Here is an 18,742-nt window from a genome sequence, read left to right as displayed (position 1 = left end):
TTTTGTCATTATTTGTAGAAATAAATGGAAGTTACCCTGTATACTACGTGTTATAATACAGTTATGTGAATATATAAAATATAATAACAGGGGGTAATGAAAAATGATGATGGATGTACCACTTCTCATTCCGTCCATGATGGAACGAGCGGAGAAATATTTTTCGAAAAAGGAAGTTGTTTCAAGGACTGCATCGCGTATTCATACATTAACATACGGAGAAATTGCAAAGCGGACGAGAAGACTTGCTAGTGTATTAACGAAAATGGGAATTGAACAAGGGGATAAAGTAGGGACAATTGCTTGGAACCATCATAGGCATTTGGAAGCATACTTTGCGATTCCAGGAATCGGAGCGGTGCTACATACGATTAATTTAAGGCTTTCTGCTGATCACATTTCATATATTATTAATCATGCAGAAGATAAAATCATTCTTGTCGACGAAGATATGGTACCCATGTTAGAGAGTATTCAACACGAAATCCCGCATATAAAAGCCTTTATTATTATGACAGACGATCATAAACTACCTCACACAACACTATCACCAGCATATCATTATGACCAATTACTCGAAGAAGGCGATGAGACATTTCCGTTTGTAAAAGATTTAGATGAAAAAGAACCAGCCGGTATGTGCTACACATCAGCTACAACAGGAAAACCGAAAGGTGTAGTTTACACACACCGTAGTATTGCGCTCCATAGTTATACACTTGGGCTTGCGGATGGCGGGAATATATCAGAAGTAGACACTTGTATGCCTATCGTTCCAATGTTCCATGTTAATGCATGGGGATTACCGTTTGCGAGTACATGGTTTGGGACAAAACTCGTATTACCAGGACCGCATTTCACACCGGAAATTTTAGCGGAGTTAATTGAAAGTGAGAAAGTAACAATTACGGCTGGCGTGCCGACAATTTGGATTGGCTTATTACAGGAACTTGAGAAGCATCCATATGATATTAGTAGCGTAAAAACGATATGGTCAGGTGGATCAGCGGCTCCGCAAAGTATGATTCGTACGTATGAAGAGAAATACGAAATTGCATTTAGACAAATATATGGAATGACAGAAACGAGTCCTGCTGTTGTAATTAATTGTCCGAAATCATATCAACGCGATTTACCGAAAGAAGAATATTATAACTTGCGCTCTCGCCAAGGATATTTATTCCCTGGGCTAGAAATGAAAGTGATTGGACAAGACGGTGAAGTTAAGTGGGACGGGGAAGAAATGGGAGAACTTTGCCTAAGAGGCCCATGGATCGCTGGTAGCTATTATAAAGATGAGCGTACAGAGGAATCGATGAAAGATGGTTGGCTCCATACAGGAGATATCGTTACAGTTGATTCGGAAGGATTTATTAAAATTGCTGATCGTACGAAAGACTTAATTAAAAGCGGCGGTGAATGGATTTCTTCAGTAGATTTAGAAAATGCTTTAATGTCACACGATAACGTATTAGAAGCATCTGTTGTGGCAGTTCCGCATGAAAAATGGCAAGAACGTCCTGTTGCTTGCGTCGTGTTAAAAGAAGGACAAGCAGTAGAAAGAGAAGAGCTGTATGCTTTACTAGAAGCCGAATTCCCGAAATGGTGGATGCCAGATGATATTTTATTCGTAAATGAAATTCCGAAAACATCTGTAGGGAAATTCCTAAAAAGAGCACTTCGTGATCAGCTGAAGACTTATATGGTAGAGCAGAAATAGAGAAGAAGGCTATCCTGATGGATAGTCTTCTTTGCTGATATAGTATAAAAACATTGTATTAAATATCATAATTTTCCATTAATTGTTTGGTATAATAGGATAAAAAAACATTTGGGGGAGACAGAATGGCGTTATTGGAGTTGAAACAATTAGGGAAGACGAACCAGTTACCGGCAGTTGAATTGAAGGTTGAAAAAGGACAATGTGTTGTTTTGCAGTGTAATAATCATACAGCTAAAGTGTTGCATCGCATTATTATCGGAGAAGAAGAGGCTTCTTCGGGCAGTGTGTTATTTGAAGGGGAGCCGATTGGAAAGAAAGTATATTCACGCATCGGTTTTTGTTTTTTGAAAGATGAAGCATACGACCGTTTGAAGGTGAAGGAATACTTCAAGTTCTTATTAGGGCTTTATGAATCACATATGAGTATAGAAGAAGTAGTACAATATGTCGGTCTCCTAGATAAGTTAAACGTTAAAATAGAAAAATTGTCCTTTTCAGAGAAACGCCGTCTTCATATCGGGCGAGTTATGATTCATAATCCTTATTTAGTTATTTTGGAAGAACCAGAGCAAAACGTAGATACAGAGAGCACAATTATTATTCGAAAAGCGATTATGAAAATGAAAGAGCAAGGAAAGGCAATCTTTATTACGTCATCTTTCTTATCGGACGCCCTTTCGTTAACAGAAGATGTATACATATTAAATAACGATGGTGTGAAAAAAGTAGAAATTGAGCAAGAAGAAGTTGAAGAAGTGGATGGAGAAAAAGTCGTTCAAATGATTCCGCAAATGAAGTTAGAAAGAATACCAGCGAAAGTGAACGATAAAATCATTTTATTAGACCCAATGGAGATTCATTTTATTGAAACCCAAAACGGAGTAACACATATTCACGTTCGTGAAGGCGATTTCGTATGTGCATTAACATTAAGTGAACTAGAAACGAGATTAACAGGATTCGGTTTCTTTAGATGTCATCGCTCGTACCTTGTTAATTTACAAAGAGTGCGAGAAGTCATTACGTGGACACGTAATAGTTTCAGTTTAATTTTGGATGATGAAAGAAAAAGTTCGATTCCGCTTTCGAAAGGGCGAATGGATGAATTAAAAGGTGTAATTGGGCTATAAAAAATGCTCCAATAAGCTCAAAATACGATTCGTTCACCGGTAAAAATACTCCTTTTACCGGTATTTTACTGCGTAAACCCTTTGTTTTTCATATGATTGAGTCAAGAAAAGCGAAACAAACAAACGAAAAGCGCTAAGGCGACTTTCATCTATAAAAAGAAAAAACAAAGGGGATGACGAAATGACATTGGCAATTGAAATGAAAGATGTAATGAAAAGTTTCGATGGAAAAACGGCCCTTCGAAATGTAAATATTGAGGTGAAGCAAGGAGAAATCTTTGGATTCCTCGGACCGAGTGGATCCGGGAAAACAACAACAGTAAAAATATTAACATCTCAATTGCTTCATAGCGTTGGAACAGTAAGAGTGTTAGGGAAAGACATTACGGGACCAAGTAGCATCGATTACAAACGAATTGGTATTTTAACAGACAATAGCGGCTTATATGAAAGACTTAGCATTTATGATAACTTACTATTATTTTGTGACTTATACGATTGTAAAAAAGAACGAATTGATGAAGTGTTAGCACAAGTGAACTTACTAGATGATAAAAAAACACAAGTGAAAAAGTTATCAAAAGGAATGAAGCAGCGCGTCATACTAGCGAGAGCAATTCTTCATAAACCAGATATCCTCTTTTTAGATGAACCAACATCTGCACTTGATCCAGTAAACGTACAAAACATTCATAAAATCTTAAAAGACTTAAATAAAGAAGGAACAACGATTTTCTTAACAACGCACAACATGGACGAAGCAGAAACGCTTTGTAACCGCATTGCCTTTCTATGTGGAGGAGAAATAGTAGCTCTTGATACACCAGAAAACCTTCGTTTGCAATATGCGAAAGATCAAATACAAGTTGTGTTAACAGATAAGAAGAAAGAAATTGTGAAAAAAGATGAATTAGGGGCAAAACGCATTTCAGAATGGATGAAAAAAGGCGAATTACTATCTATTCATTCGCACGAACCAACGTTAGGCGATATTTTTATTGAAGTTACTGGGAGGGGATTATAATGACATTTTCAATGAGACGATTTTCAGCGATTTTCCGGAAAGAGTTACAGGATTTTAAAACGAATTCACAAACTTTAATTATGTTGGTAATGCCACTTGTCTTTTCGGTATTATTTAGTCGCTCAGATAATATGAGAGAAGTTGGAGCAAGTACGTTAACTGCGATGGCGTTAGTTATGGTTGGAGGCTTTGTACAGGCGATGCTTATCGCTGAAGAAAAGGAAAAAAATACGCTTCGTGTTCTTATGCTATCACCAGCATCATCTATTGAAGTATTAATTGGTAAAAGTTCATTAACAGGTATGATTACAGTTGCAATCTGTTTTATTAATCTACTTATTTTAGGTAAATTAGAAGGTAATTTTGCATTATTATTACTCATCTTTGTTCTTGGAATGCTAATATTTAACCTCATTGGTACTTGTATTGGATTATTAGCTCAAAATGTGCCGCAAACATCAACAATTGGATTACCAATATTAATGACATTTCTTTTCGGTGATTTAATTGGAATGTTTGTGAAGAATGAAGTCGTTACAAAAATAATCGATTATTTACCAACTCGTCATATCGGTCTTGCAGTTAGCGGTGTTATAAAAGGTGGAGGTTTAAGTGCAATTACTAGTAATTTATTGAACATAACTATTTGGTTAGTTGCAGTACTTGTTATTACGCTCTTCATTTATAGAAAGAAACAAATGGACTAAAAACTGAGCTCAAACGGTCAGTTTTTTCCTTTTTCTATCATTTCCTCGGAAATTTTGCAATTCCTATACATATTTTCACATATTTTGTCGAAAATTAATTAGTTATAGGTTGTATAGGATGATTGAATATTGTTCAAAATGATTGCTGAGGTGATGATGGAATGCGAGGAAGAAATAATAAAAAGTCGCGAAAAGTAGTACATTTATTTCAAAGAAGATGGGTGTTTCCGGCACTATACATTGCTTGTGCAGCGGTAATCTTAATGGTTGCGCTATGGTTCCAAGGAGCTAATCCAAAGAAAGCTCCGAACCAAGATCAAGCAACGCCGTATACACAAACGGAAGATCCAGTAGTACCAGTAACAAAGTCTTCAGAAGTAGTGAAAATGCCAGCTGCAGCAAATGCAGAAGTAGTAGTACAGAAGAAATTCTATGAAGATGCAGCATCAGAGGCGGAACAAGAAAAAGCACTTGTCTTTTATAACAACACATATTCCCCTAATAAAGGAATCGACATTGCTGCGAAGAACGGAAAAGAATTTGATGTTACAGCTGCTTTAAGTGGTACAGTAACGAAAGCTGAAAAAGATTCACTTCTTGGTTATGTTGTAACAGTAGATAGTGGAAATGGTGTAGCAGCATCTTATCAAAGCTTAGGCAGTGTGAAAGTAGAAAAAGGTGCAAGAGTTGCGCAAGGTGAAGTGTTAGGGAAATCAGGTCTAAGTGCAATGAATAAAGATGCAGGTTCTTACGTTCACTTTGAAGTACGTAAAGACAATGTGGCTGTGAATCCTGAGCGTTATTTAAATAAATCAGTAGCAGAAATTAAAGCTGATGCAGGTGCTGCAAAGGCGACAAATGCTTCTGGTAAAAAAGCTGATGACAAATCTCAAAAAGAAGAAAAGTCAACAAGCACGAAACCAGAAAGTAAAACAGAAGATAAGTCTCAAAAAGAAGAGAAATCAACAAGCGGTTCGACTAGTGATAAAGAAACGAATGGCAAACAAGATGAGCAATCTCAAAAAGAAGAAAAATCAACGAATGGTTCTACAGAATCATCTAACGGTTCTTCTTCACAAGAATAATAAAGTGAAAAAATCAGTTCTCATTAGGAGAGCTGATTTTTTCACTTTCATATAAAAACAATCAATTTCGAGAAAAAAGTTGCAATAACAAGGAAAAATGACGAGATTCTCGAATATATATTACAAAAGGGAGGGGATACTGTGTCATTTTTATCTGTTCTGTCGATTGCTATTATTTTATTGTTTGTTTTATTCGCTTTATATTATTATATTGCCGGTAAGAAGGAAGTTCCCCACCATCAGTTGTTGAAAGAAGATTGTGATCGAGAAGAGTGACACCTTTTATAAAGAGGTGTCACTTTTTTTCGCTATAATTGTCATCTTTAACGTATTTCTCACAAAAAAACGTAATTTTTCTTAACTTAGTCCGCAAAAATAGTGAACATGTAGCATATATCAGTAGTGCGGGCAATACAATGGTATAAACCAATGCAAAGAGAGTGTTTGAGGTGAGAAATCGTGAATCCTTTCATTATAAATCCAAGAATGTTTAACGCTTACAAACAGCACTCACATTTACTTCATAGTCGTATGCAGCGAGTCTCATTTCACACTTCTCACATCCAATTTAGGGAGGCGAGTGGTGTGCACGATTACATCAAAGAGAGAACTATCAAGATTGGCAAGTATATCGTGGAGACAAGAAAGACAGTGCGTGTAATTGCAAAGGAGTTTGGGGTATCAAAGAGTACAGTCCATAAAGATTTAACAGAACGTTTGCCAGAAATTAATCCAGAGCTCGCAAATGAAGTGAAAGAAATTCTTGATTATCATAAGTCTATTCGTCATTTAAGAGGGGGAGAAGCAACGAAGCAGAAGTATAGAAAAGAAGATATAGAAAAGCCTGTACGTCAATAAATGCAAAACAGCAAACATTCCTTACAGATTCGGTAATGTTTTTCAGAAAAATTCTTTTTGCGAATATTACGTTTCTGTTAAATTTATGATAAAATCAGAAATTAGGTGTAAAAGAATTCGGGTGTAACCTGATTTTGAATATCGAGGAGGAAAAGACGGGAATGTTTGCGCGAGATATCGGAATTGACTTAGGTACGGCTAACGTATTAATTCATGTTAAAGGTAAGGGTGTTGTATTAAATGAGCCATCTGTTGTGGCAATTGATCGTAATAGTGGAAAAGTATTAGCAGTAGGTGAAGAAGCAAGAAGTATGGTGGGACGTACACCTGGTAATATTGTGGCAATTCGTCCGCTTAAAGATGGTGTAATCGCAGATTTCGAAATTACAGAAGCAATGTTAAAGTATTTCATTAACAAATTGGACGTGAAGAGCTTCCTTTCAAAACCTCGCATTTTAATTTGCTGCCCAACAAATATCACATCTGTAGAACAAAAAGCAATTCGTGAGGCTGCTGAACGTTCAGGTGGTAAAACAGTATTTTTAGAAGAAGAACCAAAAGTAGCTGCAGTTGGTGCTGGTATGGAAATTTTCCAGCCAAGCGGAAACATGGTTGTTGATATTGGTGGAGGTACAACAGATATTGCCGTACTTTCTATGGGTGACATTGTTACCTCTTCCTCTATCAAAATGGCTGGCGATAAGTTTGATATGGAGATCTTAAACTACGTTAAACGTAAGTATAAGCTATTGATTGGAGAACGTACTTCAGAAAATATTAAAATTAAAATTGGTACAGTATTCCCAGGTGCACGTAGTGAAGAGCTTGAAATTCGCGGACGTGACATGGTAACTGGTTTACCACGTACAATTACAGTATGCTCTGAAGAAATTACAGAAGCACTAAAAGAAGACGCGGCTATCATTGTACAAGCTGCAAAAGGCGTACTAGAGCGCACACCACCAGAACTATCTGCGGACATTATTGACCGTGGTGTTATTCTAACAGGCGGTGGAGCTTTATTACACGGTATCGACATGCTTCTAGCAGAAGAGTTAAAATTACCAGTATTAATTGCTGAAAACCCAATGCAATGTGTTGCTGTTGGTACAGGTATCATGTTAGAAAACATCGATAAATTACCACGTCGTGCATTACGATAAGGTTCAAAAACGTATAAAAGTAGTAAAAATCAGGAAGAGGATGTTTTCTTCCTGATTTTTTTGTAGTTGAAGAAGATAAATAGAACTTTGTAGAACTAACTAAGAAAGTGCTTTCCTAGAGTGTATATGACAAAAACTGCATATTAATGGTAATAGTTTGTAAATGAAAAGTATGCGATAATCACTATTGTGAATTTTATGCGAACCTGATGTAAATTATATGTAAATTTGTTTAGGTTTATAGGGGCTTTTATGATTTCATGATGCGGGGAAATCTCTGTTTTAATTTACTTTCTTTAACCAATTATAAAGGGAATATTTCACAGGGGACAATGAAGTATGAAAAAGGTAATTACATACGGTACATTTGATCTTATTTAAAGGAATCAATATTTAATATAACAAGGGAAATTTTTAATGTGATAATGTGGATTTGAGTCAATATCATGGGGAATTAGATTGTTAACTTGTTTGACAGATTCAGAAATTAATGACTATCAATTACTATTAGAAGGAACTCGGGTAAAGTTATATAAAGCAGAAAATGCTACAGCAATCCCTGAGAAAACAGCTGGATTGGATAAAAAGGTAGTGATTGCTGCAGGTAGATATGTACCTCAGAGAGATTTCGATCTTTTAGTTCCTGTTTTTTCTAAAGTTATAGAGAAATATCCGGATTGGAAGTTGGGAATGTTTGGTTCGTGAGAAGATGAACAACTTCTTCGACAACAAATTTTTGATCATAAAGCTTATAATAATATTTTTCTAATGCCAAAGACGAATGATATTATTGGTGAGATGCTTAATTCATCAATTTATGTTTTAAGTTCCAGATAGGAAGCTTTTGGGGGGGATCATTGAAGCCATGTCAGTAGGGGTTCCTTGTGTAAGTTTTGCTTGTACAGGTCCTGTTGAAATAATTAAAAATAAAGAAGACGGATTGCTTGTAGAAGAAGGAAATATTGATGATCTTGCTAATTCATTAATGACTTTAATAGGATCTGGAGAATTAAGAAAAGAATATGGTCACAAGGCTAAAAAGAATGTTGAGGGGTATACTTTTAATATCGTTGGTGACAAGTGGGAAAATATTTTAGAAGAGCAAGTACAAAAAAATAAAACAGAATAAGAAGGCATTAACAGAGATATCGATATAATATTTTATTGATGTTGTATTAGTAATATCTTTAGTCATAGAATAATAACGTGTGAAATATGAATAGGTAGACATCATAAAATTAAAAATATAAAATATATAGATAATTTATTTTATATAGGATTGTAATTAAATTCTCTATTTCTTTTTATTAGTGGTTAGATTTATGATTTATATAAATACGTTTTAGATTACTAGGAGGATTTTCATTGAAAAAAGTAAGAAAAGCCATTATTCCGGCTGCAGGATTAGGAACTCGTTTTTTACCGGCGACAAAGGCTATGCCGAAAGAAATGCTACCAATTGTTGATAAACCAACAATTCAGTATATTGTGGAAGAAGCAATTGAGTCTGGAATTGAAGATATTATTATTGTAACGGGAAAAGGAAAACGCGCAATTGAAGATCATTTTGATCATTCTTTTGAATTAGAACAAAACCTATTATCAAAAGGAAAGCATGAAATTCTTGAGAAGGTACAAGAGTCTTCGAAAATCAATATTCATTATATTCGTCAAAAGGAGCCTAAAGGTCTAGGACATGCTGTATGGTGTGCACGTAAATTCATTGGGAATGAACCATTTGCTGTATTACTTGGCGATGATATTGTTCAAGCTGAAACGCCATGCTTACGTCAATTAATGGATCAATATGAGGTAACAAAATCATCAGTAATTGGTGTTCAAACGGTTCCAGAAAATGAAACACACCGTTATGGCATTATTGATCCATTAGAGAAAAAGGATCGTAGTTATCAAGTGAGTAAATTTGTGGAAAAACCTGCTAAAGGAACAGCACCATCTAATTTAGCAATTATGGGACGGTACGTATTAACGCCAGAAATATTTATGTTCCTAGAAGATCAACAAACTGGAGCAGGTGGAGAAATTCAGTTAACAGATGCAATTCAGCGTTTAAATGAAATCCAACGTGTGTTTGCTTATGACTTTGAAGGGATACGCTATGATGTTGGAGAAAAGCTTGGATTTATTCAAACAACTGTTGAAATGGCACTGCAACATGAAAACCTAAGAAAAGAGCTATTAGACTATATGAAAAAGTTAGTAGAAAGCGAAATGGTTTATAATTAAGTTTTAACGACACAAAAAAGACTTCTATTTCATTAGAAATGAAGTCTTTTTTTAGAAAAGGATGCTAAATTTTTATGAATTAGAGTCAATATACTTGGTAAAAAGTTAAGGTAAATCTGTTTTGGGGATTAACCTTTTAATGATATTTCTTTTTTCGGTCATCGTACTTGTAGAACATTATTTAATTCAGTTGTAAATGGTTACTTCTGATACGCCATACTCGCTGCTTAATGCTTTTACAGATTGTCCCGAATGATATAATTCAACCACCATTTTTTAAACTCTTCATTAAATTTCTTGTTTGTCATCCGGACACTGCCTCCTTGAAATCCATTGTAAGGACTTAACTAAGTTGTGTCCATATGACTATACTAACTCCGTTATTTTTGAATTTATATAAGGATAATTGAATGAAATATACTAAGGTAATCGATGGGTTTGATGTATAAATTTATATTGACGGGTTCATTATCAAGAACTAAAATGAATATCGAGTATATTAAGATTAATGAAAAAAAGGTATATATTTTCTGAATAAAATATATACTCGGAAAATTCATCCTGTTTATGATTTAGTAAGTTATGTTCGGTATAATCAAAATTAACTTAGGTTATACGATTTAATTTACCTACGATTTGCTTTTTTATTAATCAAATAGACAGTAATGGAGGGGAAACATGGAAAAGGAAATAGACTTAAAAAAATTATTTAATGTTATAAAAAGAAAATTTTGGATTATTGCAGTAATTACGATATTAGCGGCATGTATTGGTGGTATATATAGCATTTTCATGAAAACGCCTTTATATGCGTCTTCTGCAAGAATCCTCATTCCAGCTAATGCCGATGCTATAGCTACACTTAAAGTGATGATAAAGGAACCTATTGTTTTAGAGAAAGTGGCCCAGCAATTAAATTCGCAAAAATCAGCAGATGCATTGAACGGACAGGTCAGTGTTGGAAAGATTGAAGAGTCACAGGTTTTTGTTATTACGGCTGTGGATACTAATCCAGCCCAGGCAGTCAAAATTGCCAATGCTACAGCAAATGTTTATAAAGAAGAAGCCAATGCTATCCTAAATTTTTCGAATGTCCGCATCTTAACAGAAGCAAAAGTACAAGAGCATCCTTTACCGATAAACTTGAATCATGCAAAAGCGATTGAGATGGCCTTGGCTGCCGGTCTTATACTGAGTATCGGAGTAGTCTTTGTATTGGATTCTCTTGATGAAACAATTAAATCGGAACGTAACATTGAAAAATTATTACCGGTTCCCGTTTTAGGAAGTGTTTCTCAAATGAAGAAAAATAATATAGTAGATAAAACAAGTAAGAGAGAAAGTGTAATAGTGGAGGGGAAAACATTTGATTCATAATAAAAAGCAAAGCCGTATCCTTGATAATAGTCATTTAATTGCTCATATCGCTCCGAAATCGAAGATGGCTGAGGAATATCGAACAATTCGTACTAACCTTCAATTTGCAATCGGCACGGACAAAACAAGAACTATAATTATTACTTCTCCTGGATATGGAGAAGGTAAAACCACCACTGTGGCAAATTTGGCGGTTTCTATGGCTCAGCGAGATGAAAAAGTCTTAGTTGTTGATGCGGATTTGCGAACTCCGGAACTACATGCGATTTTTGGGATGGAAAATAAATCTGGATTAACAAATATTTTGGAGGGAAAATCAGCATTAGAAAAAGTGGTAATGCAGACAGAAATCAAAAATGTACATATATTGACAAGTGGTCCCGAAGTTAATAATCCAGCTGAGATGCTTAGTTTACCATCTATGCAAAACTTAATTAGCAAAGCCGTAGAGCAGTATGACATTATTTTATTTGATTCTCCGCCCCTTCTTGAGGTTATAGATACAAATATACTAGCTAGTCAATGTGATGGGGTATTATTGGTGTTAAGTTGCTATCAAACTGCTAGTGAAGCAGTTGTTGAAGCGAATAGGGCCTTAGATTTAACAAAAGGAAAGCTTGTAGGGGCTATTCTAAATAAAAAAGTATAAGAGATTTATTAGAATTGATTATACATAAAATGATAATACAGCGCTTTCCTAATGGGTGACGTAAGGATGAGAAGCTTTTCATATGTTTTATAGTAGAGAATGAAAGACCACCTATAAAAAATTATAGGGTACGGTGATGCCTCCTTACCACTATCAATGGAGACACTCGATCATACTGTGGGTTGAAGAACCTTAGACGTTAGTCGTCAAGAGTGTGGTGTGAGGGAGGGTTAGATGCCCAAACTTATTTGAGGTTCTTGTCTAGAAAGTCTTTCTAAAGGATTTTGTAGATAGGAACTTTGTATTAGTTGGTTATTGATTATTTTCCTTGTCTATATGTTTAGCTAGACATATTCAATATATAAATCTTTTAATTCTAAGATAACAATTATGAGGATTTCCTTTTGTTATATATAAAAAAATTTAGAGAGGGGGGCCTATTATGACATATCGTCAGAGATTATCCTTATTAATTTTAATTGATTCCTTAATCGTATTAACTACGGTTTTCTTTAGTCGCTTCTTGGTAAGTGCTGATTTCAATGTCATAACATTTCCCATCGTAGTGAGTGCAATGACGCTGCTACTTAGCCATCATATTTTTTCGTTTATTTATAAGCTTTATAAAAAAGCATGGGAGTATGCAAGTGTAGGGGAATTGCTAATTATTTTAAAAGCAATCACACTTTCTGTTATCACAACAGCAGTAGTACAACAAATATTGGTTCAAGATATTTATTTCCGTCTTCTTGTTGTAACTTGGATGATTCATATTTTACTGATTGGAGGATCACGTTTTCTATGGCGGATGTTCAGAGATGCTTATATTCAAAAAGGGGACGACAAAAAAAGAACACTAATTATTGGTGCGGGTTCTGCAGGTACAATGGTTGTAAGGCAACTTTTGAATAGTAATGATACTGAATTACTGCCTGTGGTATTTATAGATGATAATATAAAGAAACAAGGTTTGGATATTCTTGGAATACCGGTAGTTGGAGGAATTGATCGTATTGAATTTGCTGTTCAGCAATTAGATATCGATAGCATCATAATAGCAATTCCCTCACTTAGCAAGAAAGCATTAAATATGATTTTTCAAGAATGTTCCAAGACAAAAGTAAAAACACAAATTCTTCCAATGCTAGAGGATTTAGTGACTGGAAAAGTTTCAGTGAATGAATTTCGTGATGTCCAAGTAGACGATTTATTAGGACGTGATCCTGTTGAATTGGATATTGAAAGTATTTCAGAATTTATTACTAATAAAATTATTTTAGTAACTGGTGCTGGTGGTTCAATTGGATCTGAAATTTGTCGTCAAATTGCAAAATTCAACCCAAAACAATTGATTTTATTAGGTCATGGTGAAAATAGTATTTATTCTATCGAAATGGAATTGAAAGAGCTATACGGTGACACAGATATTGTCGTTACCACAGAAATTGCTGATGTACAGGATGATCTGAAAATGATGTCAGTAATGAGTCAATATCAGCCTCAAGTTGTTTATCATGCCGCTGCACATAAGCATGTACCATTGATGGAACGTAACCCCGAAGAAGCTATCAAAAACAATTTAATTGGGACAACAAACGTGGCAAAAGCGGCAAGCTGGAATGGGGTCGAGACGTTTGTAATGATTTCTACAGATAAAGCTGTGAATCCGACAAGTGTAATGGGAGCAACAAAAAGGCTTGCTGAAATGGTAATTCAAAACTTGGACAAAACAAGTAATACAAAGTTTGTGGCTGTAAGATTTGGTAATGTATTAGGAAGCCGCGGTAGTGTTATACCGTTGTTTAAAAAACAAATTAAGCAAGGTGGTCCAGTTACGGTTACACATCCAGATATGATTCGTTACTTTATGACAATTCCAGAGGCATCCAAGCTTGTAATACAGGCTGGTGCATTAGCTAAAGGAGGAGAAATATTTGTATTAGATATGGGAGATCCTGTGAAAATAGTAGATCTTGCGAAAAATTTAATTACATTATCAGGAAATTCGCTAGAAGAAATACAAATAGAGTTTACTGGAATAAGACCTGGAGAGAAGCTCTTTGAAGAACTATTGAAAAAAGAAGAAATACATGAACAACAAATTCATCCTAAAATTTATATAGGTAAAACATCGAACCTTTGTATAAACGAAATTGAATCAGTTCTCCAAACTTATAAGAATCTGGAGAAGACGGAATTAAGAAAACGTGTATTGACATTGGCAAATAGTCATATAACTCCACAAAATATGATGTAAATATGGATTTTAATCTGCATATATATGGTTAGACTTATGTTTTACTATGTAGAGAAATGAGAATGAAGTATGAACAGGTGGTTAGTTACAATATAACAATTGTAGGGTGATATATATGGAAAATAAAGTATTATTTTGTGCGACGGTAGACTTTCACTTTAAAGCATTTCATTTGCCGTATATGAAATGGTTTAAAGAACAAGGCTGGGAAGTCCATGTTGCTGCTGCTGGCAACATGGAACTTCCATATGTGGATAAGAAGTATGACATTTCTATTCAAAGGTCACCTTTGCAATTTAAGAATATTAAGGCTTATAAAGAGCTGAAAGATATTATTGATGAAAATCAATATAAAATTATTCATTGCCATACCCCGATGGGGGGAGCCGTTGCACGTTTGGCAGCAAGAAAGTCTAGAAAGCATGGAACAAAAGTTTTATATACTGCGCATGGATTTCATTTTTGTAAAGGTGCCCCGCTTGCAAATTGGCTGTTATATTATCCAATTGAAAAAATGCTAGCAAATTATACAGATTGCCTCATTACAATTAACCAAGAAGATTATAACTTGGCTGTTCAGCGAAAGTTTAAAGTACCTAAAATTGAACAAATTCATGGGGTGGGAGTGGACACTGAATATTTTAAACCAGTTAGTGAGGCTCAAAAGAATTGTCTAAGGATTGAGATGGGTTATAAACCGGATGATTTTTTAATGTTTTATGCGGCTGAGTTTAATAAAAATAAAAATCAGCAGTTTTTGATTCGTTCATTGGCCTTAATAAAAGATCATGTTCCCAATGCGAGGCTTCTATTGGCTGGGAATGGTCCTTTGATAAATGATTGCAAAAATTTAGCTAAACAAATGGGTGTATTTGAAATGATAGATTTCCTTGGTTATAGGAATGATATTGCAAAAATTTTACCTATTTGTGATATTTCTGTTGCATCCAGTCTACGTGAGGGGTTACCAGTTAATATTATGGAAGCGATGGCTTGCGGATTGCCTGTTATAGCCAGTGAGAACAGGGGCCATAAAGAGTTAATTCAAAATGGTGTAAATGGTTGGACAGTAGGTCGTGAAGACATACAGACAATGGCAGAAAAGATAAAATATCTTGCTGAAAATAGTAGCTTACAAGGCATATTCGGAGAGTCTGGTCGTGAGATTATTAAAAATAATTATGCCGTCAATAAAGTATTAGAAGAAAAGAGCTATATTTACACCATGTTTATGAGTAGAACGGAGGCGTTAGATTGGATTGTCCATTAAGAATCTTACATGTTGTAGTCAATATGAACCGTGGTGGTGCAGAAACCCTTATTATGAACTTGTACCGGAATATAGATCGAAATAAAGTGCAGTTTGATTTTCTTACTTGTAAGGAAGGTGTTTTCGATACAGAAATATCGGAATTAGGTGGGAAAGTGCACAGGATTCCATATATTACTGATGGTGGTCATAACGAATACATAAAGTCTTTAGATAATTTTTTTGAATCTCATCAAGAATATATGATTGTACACTCACACATGGATAAGATGAGTGGATTTGTGTTACGTGCAGCTAAGAAAGCCGGTATACCAGTTCGTATCGCACATAGTCACAATACTAGCAGTGAAGGTGGAGTTGCTGCGAAAGTATATAAGTGGTATGCAGGGAAGTATATATTACGAAGTGCGACACATCTTTTAGCATGTTCGGATGCAGCATCACGCTGGTTATTTGCAGGTAAAACAGATACTGCCACGATTTTAAAAAATGGAATTGAGCCTGAAAAGTTTTCATTTTCCCCCGAAATTAGAAAACAGATACGAGAGGAACTAAATCTTACAGTTGATAACTTTGTAGTAGGGCATGTAGGAAGGTTTGCGCATCAAAAAAATCATGGATTCCTTATCGAAGTGTTTGCTCAGTTAGTTAAACTTAGAAGAGATTCCGTTCTTGTTTTGGTGGGGGATGGTCCGTTACGGTTAAAGATTGAACAAAAAGTGGAAGAATTAAATTTAGGGGCTAATGTAAAGTTTCTTGGCATAAGGAGCGATATCGACCATTTACTTCAAGCTTTTGATGTATTTGCATTCCCATCCATTCATGAAGGATTGCCTGTTACTCTTATAGAAGCGCAAGGAGCTGGGTTATCTTGTGTAATCTCGGATGCGATAACTAAAGAAGTAGACATGGGAGCAGGTCTAGTGAGTTTTGAAAGCATAAATACCTCTCCCGAAATATGGGCGCAGGATATATTGGATGTCAATAAACGTATGCAAGATGTAGAAGGATATATCAAGAAAGAAGGATATGATATAAGTGAATCGGCTACTTGGCTTGAGAATTTTTATCTTCAAGCGCTTTAATTAATAGTAACTTCTATATTTTAAATAATGTCTAAAGGATTAAAAAGGAGCACAATGATGTCAAGAGTTTCATGTTGTCTTAGGCTAGGAGAAGTTCCGCTGCATCTCTATAATATAACTGCAGGTTTTGTTCTACTTGCTCAACAAGGAGTAATAGACTTGAGGATAGAGAAACTTAGTAAGAATCATCAAGATCAATTACCTTATAATATGATGGAAGTTATAATCAACGGGAAAACTCGAGTGTTATATGATGTTAATGATGGTTATGATAATTTGCTTAAGCAAAATCAGGATTATGTTGAGTTTATGAATGTGTTGTTAGAAAAATACGACTTTTACTTTAAGCGAAGTTTTAATAGTTTTTATAATTCAAAGTTAAGGCATAAGGAAAAAATTTATCCTCTTGGATTAAATTATATGGTTACAATACCTGGAAATATTGCGCATTCACCGATGCCTCAAGATCCACTTAGGGAGAAAATTAAGAAAGTAATACGGAAGGTTCCGTTGTCTCAATATTACAATGGTTTATATCGTATTAATTCTTTTGAAGATATACCTCATAAAGAAATAGATTCAAAAATTCTTTTTATGGCTAGGTTATGGGATGTAAATGGAGATTATGAAGGGCAAATTTCTTCGAATAAAAAGGAAGAACGTGCATATATTAATGATTTTCGAGCAACATGCATTAGACTTTGTCGAAAAGAGTTTGGAGATAAATTTTATGGAGGAGTAGCACCATCAGAATTTGCATATAAAAATTATGCAGATATTGTTATAGAAGACGGAAAAGCTACTGAACGGAATAATTACCTAAGAAAGGTAAAAGAATCTGCAATTTGTATTGCAACTATGGGATTACATCAATCTATTGGTTGGAAATTTGCAGAGTATGTTGCAGCAAGCAAGGCTATAGTAACAGAAGAATTACATTATGAAGTCCCAGGTGATTTTCGTGATGGTCAAAATTATCTTGTTTTTAAAACACCAGAAGAATGTATAAATCAAATATATACTTTATCAAATGATGAAAATTATAGATATCAAATGATGATTAACAATTATAGATATTACCATGAATATGTAAGACCTGATAGATTAGTATTAAATAGTATATTAACAATATTAGGGAATGAATTTTAATAGATTAGATGATTGATGGAGAGATGTAAATTGAAACCTACTCTTACAATTTTTACACCTACATTTAACCGTGCTTACACGCTGCATTTATGTTATGAAAGTTTAAAGCGACAGACAAGTAAGGATTTTGTTTGGTTAATTATTGATGATGGATCTACAGATGACACAAGAGAGTTAATAGAAAATTGGATTTCCCAAGGCAGTATCTCAATTCAGTATCATTATCAAGAGAATCAGGGAATGCACGGGGCACATAATACTGCTTACGAATTAATTGATACGGAACTTAATGTTTGTATTGATTCTGATGATTATATGGCGGATGATGCCGTTGAAAATATCACTCGTTTTTGGAAGGAGTATGGAAGTAATGATTACGCTGGCATAATAGGATTAGACGCTAATCCAAATGGAAAAGTTATTGGAACGATGATGCCGGAACATGTGAAGGAATCTAAACTGACAGATTTGCATGCGAAATATAAAGTCACAGGTGATAAAAAGTTAGTTTATCGATCAGAGTTAACACGAAAAACCCCACCATATCCAATATTTGCGGGCGAAAAGTACTGTCCTTTAAGTTATAAATATATTCTTATTGATCAAGAGCAGCCTTTACTCATCATGAATAAAGTTCTTTGTCATGTTGAGTATTTAGCAGATGGATCTAGCATGAACATTATTAAGCAATATAGAAAAAACCCCCAAGGGTTCTCATTCTTTAGAAAAGTTGCTATGAAATATGCTCCTACATTAAAAGAAAAATTTCGAGAATCTATACATTATGTATCTAGCAACTTGATGATCAAAAACTATAAATTTCTTATTGAGTCCCCATGTAAGCTTATTACTTTGGTGGCTACACCTTTTGGGATTATGCTTCATTTTTATATTCAAAAGACGAGTAAAGCTACTGTTTTGAAAAATAAATAGTAGGTCTTTAATTAACTATGTATTTTATTGTCACATGTATTTAGATTGTAAGAGAAATATAGGACTGATAGGCTATATTATTGAA

General features: G+C 34.7%; 18 protein-coding genes and 1 pseudogene. 18 read left to right on the top strand and 1 reads right to left on the bottom strand.

Features of this window, described 5'->3' with window-relative positions; translation table 11 throughout:
- Window positions 1-103: 103 nt before the first annotated feature.
- From BAU27_RS00850 to galU, 11 genes are all read left to right on the top strand, one after another.
- Window positions 104-1,720: a long-chain fatty acid--CoA ligase gene (locus BAU27_RS00850; protein WP_071769876.1), complete on the top strand. Its 1,617-nt coding sequence runs from the start codon at window positions 104-106 to the stop codon at window positions 1,718-1,720.
- A 125-nt stretch (window positions 1,721-1,845) separates the two neighbouring features.
- Window positions 1,846-2,853 carry a LytTR family transcriptional regulator DNA-binding domain-containing protein gene (locus BAU27_RS00845; RefSeq protein ID WP_001185947.1) on the top strand — a complete coding sequence of 336 codons (1,008 nt, stop codon included), beginning with the start codon at window positions 1,846-1,848 and terminating at the stop codon, window positions 2,851-2,853.
- 181 nt (window positions 2,854-3,034) lie between these two features.
- Window positions 3,035-3,877, top strand: a complete 843-nt coding sequence (locus BAU27_RS00840; protein WP_000170828.1) for an ABC transporter ATP-binding protein — start codon at window positions 3,035-3,037, stop codon at window positions 3,875-3,877.
- On the top strand, window positions 3,877-4,584 hold the full coding sequence (locus tag BAU27_RS00835) for an ABC transporter permease (RefSeq protein WP_071769875.1): 708 nt from the start codon (window positions 3,877-3,879) through the stop codon (window positions 4,582-4,584). The genes BAU27_RS00840 and BAU27_RS00835 overlap by 1 nt, the downstream gene beginning before the upstream one ends.
- Before the next feature lie 161 nt (window positions 4,585-4,745).
- Entirely contained in the window at window positions 4,746-5,669 is a 924-nt protein-coding gene (gene spoIIQ / locus BAU27_RS00830; protein ID WP_071769874.1) for a stage II sporulation protein SpoIIQ, read from the top strand.
- A 141-nt stretch (window positions 5,670-5,810) separates the two neighbouring features.
- A complete protein-coding gene (locus tag BAU27_RS00825) occupies window positions 5,811-5,945 on the top strand; it encodes a hypothetical protein (RefSeq protein WP_044738197.1) in 135 nt (44 codons plus the stop codon).
- Window positions 5,946-6,254: 309 nt separating this feature from the next.
- The gene (gene spoIIID, locus BAU27_RS00820; RefSeq protein WP_000544010.1) at window positions 6,255-6,527 is read left to right on the top strand and encodes a sporulation transcriptional regulator SpoIIID; all 273 of its coding nucleotides are present in this window, start codon (window positions 6,255-6,257) and stop codon (window positions 6,525-6,527) included.
- A gap of 161 nt (window positions 6,528-6,688) precedes the next feature.
- A complete protein-coding gene (gene mreB, locus BAU27_RS00815) occupies window positions 6,689-7,690 on the top strand; it encodes a rod shape-determining protein (protein WP_071769873.1) in 1,002 nt (333 codons plus the stop codon).
- Window positions 7,691-8,149: 459 nt separating this feature from the next.
- Complete coding sequence (locus tag BAU27_RS31555) at window positions 8,150-8,395, top strand: glycosyltransferase family protein (protein WP_071769872.1); 246 nt, start codon at window positions 8,150-8,152, stop codon at window positions 8,393-8,395.
- A 160-nt stretch (window positions 8,396-8,555) separates the two neighbouring features.
- Window positions 8,556-8,819: a glycosyltransferase gene (locus BAU27_RS31550; protein WP_071769871.1), complete on the top strand. Its 264-nt coding sequence runs from the start codon at window positions 8,556-8,558 to the stop codon at window positions 8,817-8,819.
- 236 nt (window positions 8,820-9,055) lie between these two features.
- On the top strand, window positions 9,056-9,937 hold the full coding sequence (galU, locus tag BAU27_RS00800; RefSeq protein ID WP_000757802.1) for a UTP--glucose-1-phosphate uridylyltransferase GalU: 882 nt from the start codon (window positions 9,056-9,058) through the stop codon (window positions 9,935-9,937).
- Window positions 9,938-10,129: 192 nt separating this feature from the next.
- Here galU and BAU27_RS31545 read toward each other — a convergent pair.
- Window positions 10,130-10,245 (bottom strand): annotated as a pseudogene (locus BAU27_RS31545) (transposase); the annotation flags it as partial.
- 370 nt (window positions 10,246-10,615) lie between these two features.
- Here BAU27_RS31545 and BAU27_RS00795 point away from each other — a divergent pair.
- The 7 genes from BAU27_RS00795 to BAU27_RS00765 all read left to right on the top strand — a co-directional run bounded on the left by BAU27_RS00795 (window position 10,616) and on the right by BAU27_RS00765 (window position 18,657).
- Window positions 10,616-11,314 carry a YveK family protein gene (locus BAU27_RS00795; RefSeq protein WP_000409967.1) on the top strand — a complete coding sequence of 233 codons (699 nt, stop codon included), beginning with the start codon at window positions 10,616-10,618 and terminating at the stop codon, window positions 11,312-11,314.
- Window positions 11,304-11,963 carry a CpsD/CapB family tyrosine-protein kinase gene (locus tag BAU27_RS00790; protein ID WP_000581658.1) on the top strand — a complete coding sequence of 220 codons (660 nt, stop codon included), beginning with the start codon at window positions 11,304-11,306 and terminating at the stop codon, window positions 11,961-11,963. Before BAU27_RS00795 ends, BAU27_RS00790 begins: the two co-directional genes overlap by 11 nt.
- A gap of 442 nt (window positions 11,964-12,405) precedes the next feature.
- Window positions 12,406-14,220: a polysaccharide biosynthesis protein gene (locus BAU27_RS00785; protein WP_016130949.1), complete on the top strand. Its 1,815-nt coding sequence runs from the start codon at window positions 12,406-12,408 to the stop codon at window positions 14,218-14,220.
- A 115-nt stretch (window positions 14,221-14,335) separates the two neighbouring features.
- A complete protein-coding gene (locus BAU27_RS00780) occupies window positions 14,336-15,490 on the top strand; it encodes a glycosyltransferase family 4 protein (protein WP_071769870.1) in 1,155 nt (384 codons plus the stop codon).
- Entirely contained in the window at window positions 15,475-16,575 is a 1,101-nt protein-coding gene (locus BAU27_RS00775; RefSeq protein ID WP_000340571.1) for a glycosyltransferase family 1 protein, read from the top strand. The genes BAU27_RS00780 and BAU27_RS00775 overlap by 16 nt, the downstream gene beginning before the upstream one ends.
- Window positions 16,576-16,632: 57 nt before the next feature.
- Complete coding sequence (locus BAU27_RS00770) at window positions 16,633-17,724, top strand: hypothetical protein (RefSeq protein ID WP_016130947.1); 1,092 nt, start codon at window positions 16,633-16,635, stop codon at window positions 17,722-17,724.
- A gap of 30 nt (window positions 17,725-17,754) precedes the next feature.
- Window positions 17,755-18,657: a glycosyltransferase family A protein gene (locus BAU27_RS00765; RefSeq protein WP_071769869.1), complete on the top strand. Its 903-nt coding sequence runs from the start codon at window positions 17,755-17,757 to the stop codon at window positions 18,655-18,657.
- The last annotated feature ends 85 nt before the right edge of the window (window positions 18,658-18,742 follow it).

This window comes from Bacillus sp. NH11B (assembly GCF_001884205.1).
Classification (GTDB): domain Bacteria; phylum Bacillota; class Bacilli; order Bacillales; family Bacillaceae_G; genus Bacillus_A; species Bacillus_A proteolyticus.
This window is presented reverse-complemented; position numbering and strand designations above follow the sequence as displayed.

What these genes read in the sequence shown, in the direction of transcription:
- BAU27_RS00850 (WP_071769876.1), top strand. Translation starts at nt 104, where the DNA reads ATGATGATGGATGTACCACTTCTCATTCCGTCCATGATGGAACGAGCG.
- BAU27_RS00845 (WP_001185947.1), top strand. Translation starts at nt 1,846, where the DNA reads ATGGCGTTATTGGAGTTGAAACAATTAGGGAAGACGAACCAGTTACCG.
- BAU27_RS00840 (WP_000170828.1), top strand. Translation starts at nt 3,035, where the DNA reads ATGACATTGGCAATTGAAATGAAAGATGTAATGAAAAGTTTCGATGGA.
- BAU27_RS00835 (WP_071769875.1), top strand. Translation starts at nt 3,877, where the DNA reads ATGACATTTTCAATGAGACGATTTTCAGCGATTTTCCGGAAAGAGTTA.
- spoIIQ (WP_071769874.1), top strand. Translation starts at nt 4,746, where the DNA reads ATGCGAGGAAGAAATAATAAAAAGTCGCGAAAAGTAGTACATTTATTT.
- mreB (WP_071769873.1), top strand. Translation starts at nt 6,689, where the DNA reads ATGTTTGCGCGAGATATCGGAATTGACTTAGGTACGGCTAACGTATTA.
- BAU27_RS31550 (WP_071769871.1), top strand. Translation starts at nt 8,556, where the DNA reads ATGTCAGTAGGGGTTCCTTGTGTAAGTTTTGCTTGTACAGGTCCTGTT.
- BAU27_RS00795 (WP_000409967.1), top strand. Translation starts at nt 10,616, where the DNA reads ATGGAAAAGGAAATAGACTTAAAAAAATTATTTAATGTTATAAAAAGA.
- BAU27_RS00785 (WP_016130949.1), top strand. Translation starts at nt 12,406, where the DNA reads ATGACATATCGTCAGAGATTATCCTTATTAATTTTAATTGATTCCTTA.
- BAU27_RS00780 (WP_071769870.1), top strand. Translation starts at nt 14,336, where the DNA reads ATGGAAAATAAAGTATTATTTTGTGCGACGGTAGACTTTCACTTTAAA.
- BAU27_RS00770 (WP_016130947.1), top strand. Translation starts at nt 16,633, where the DNA reads ATGTCAAGAGTTTCATGTTGTCTTAGGCTAGGAGAAGTTCCGCTGCAT.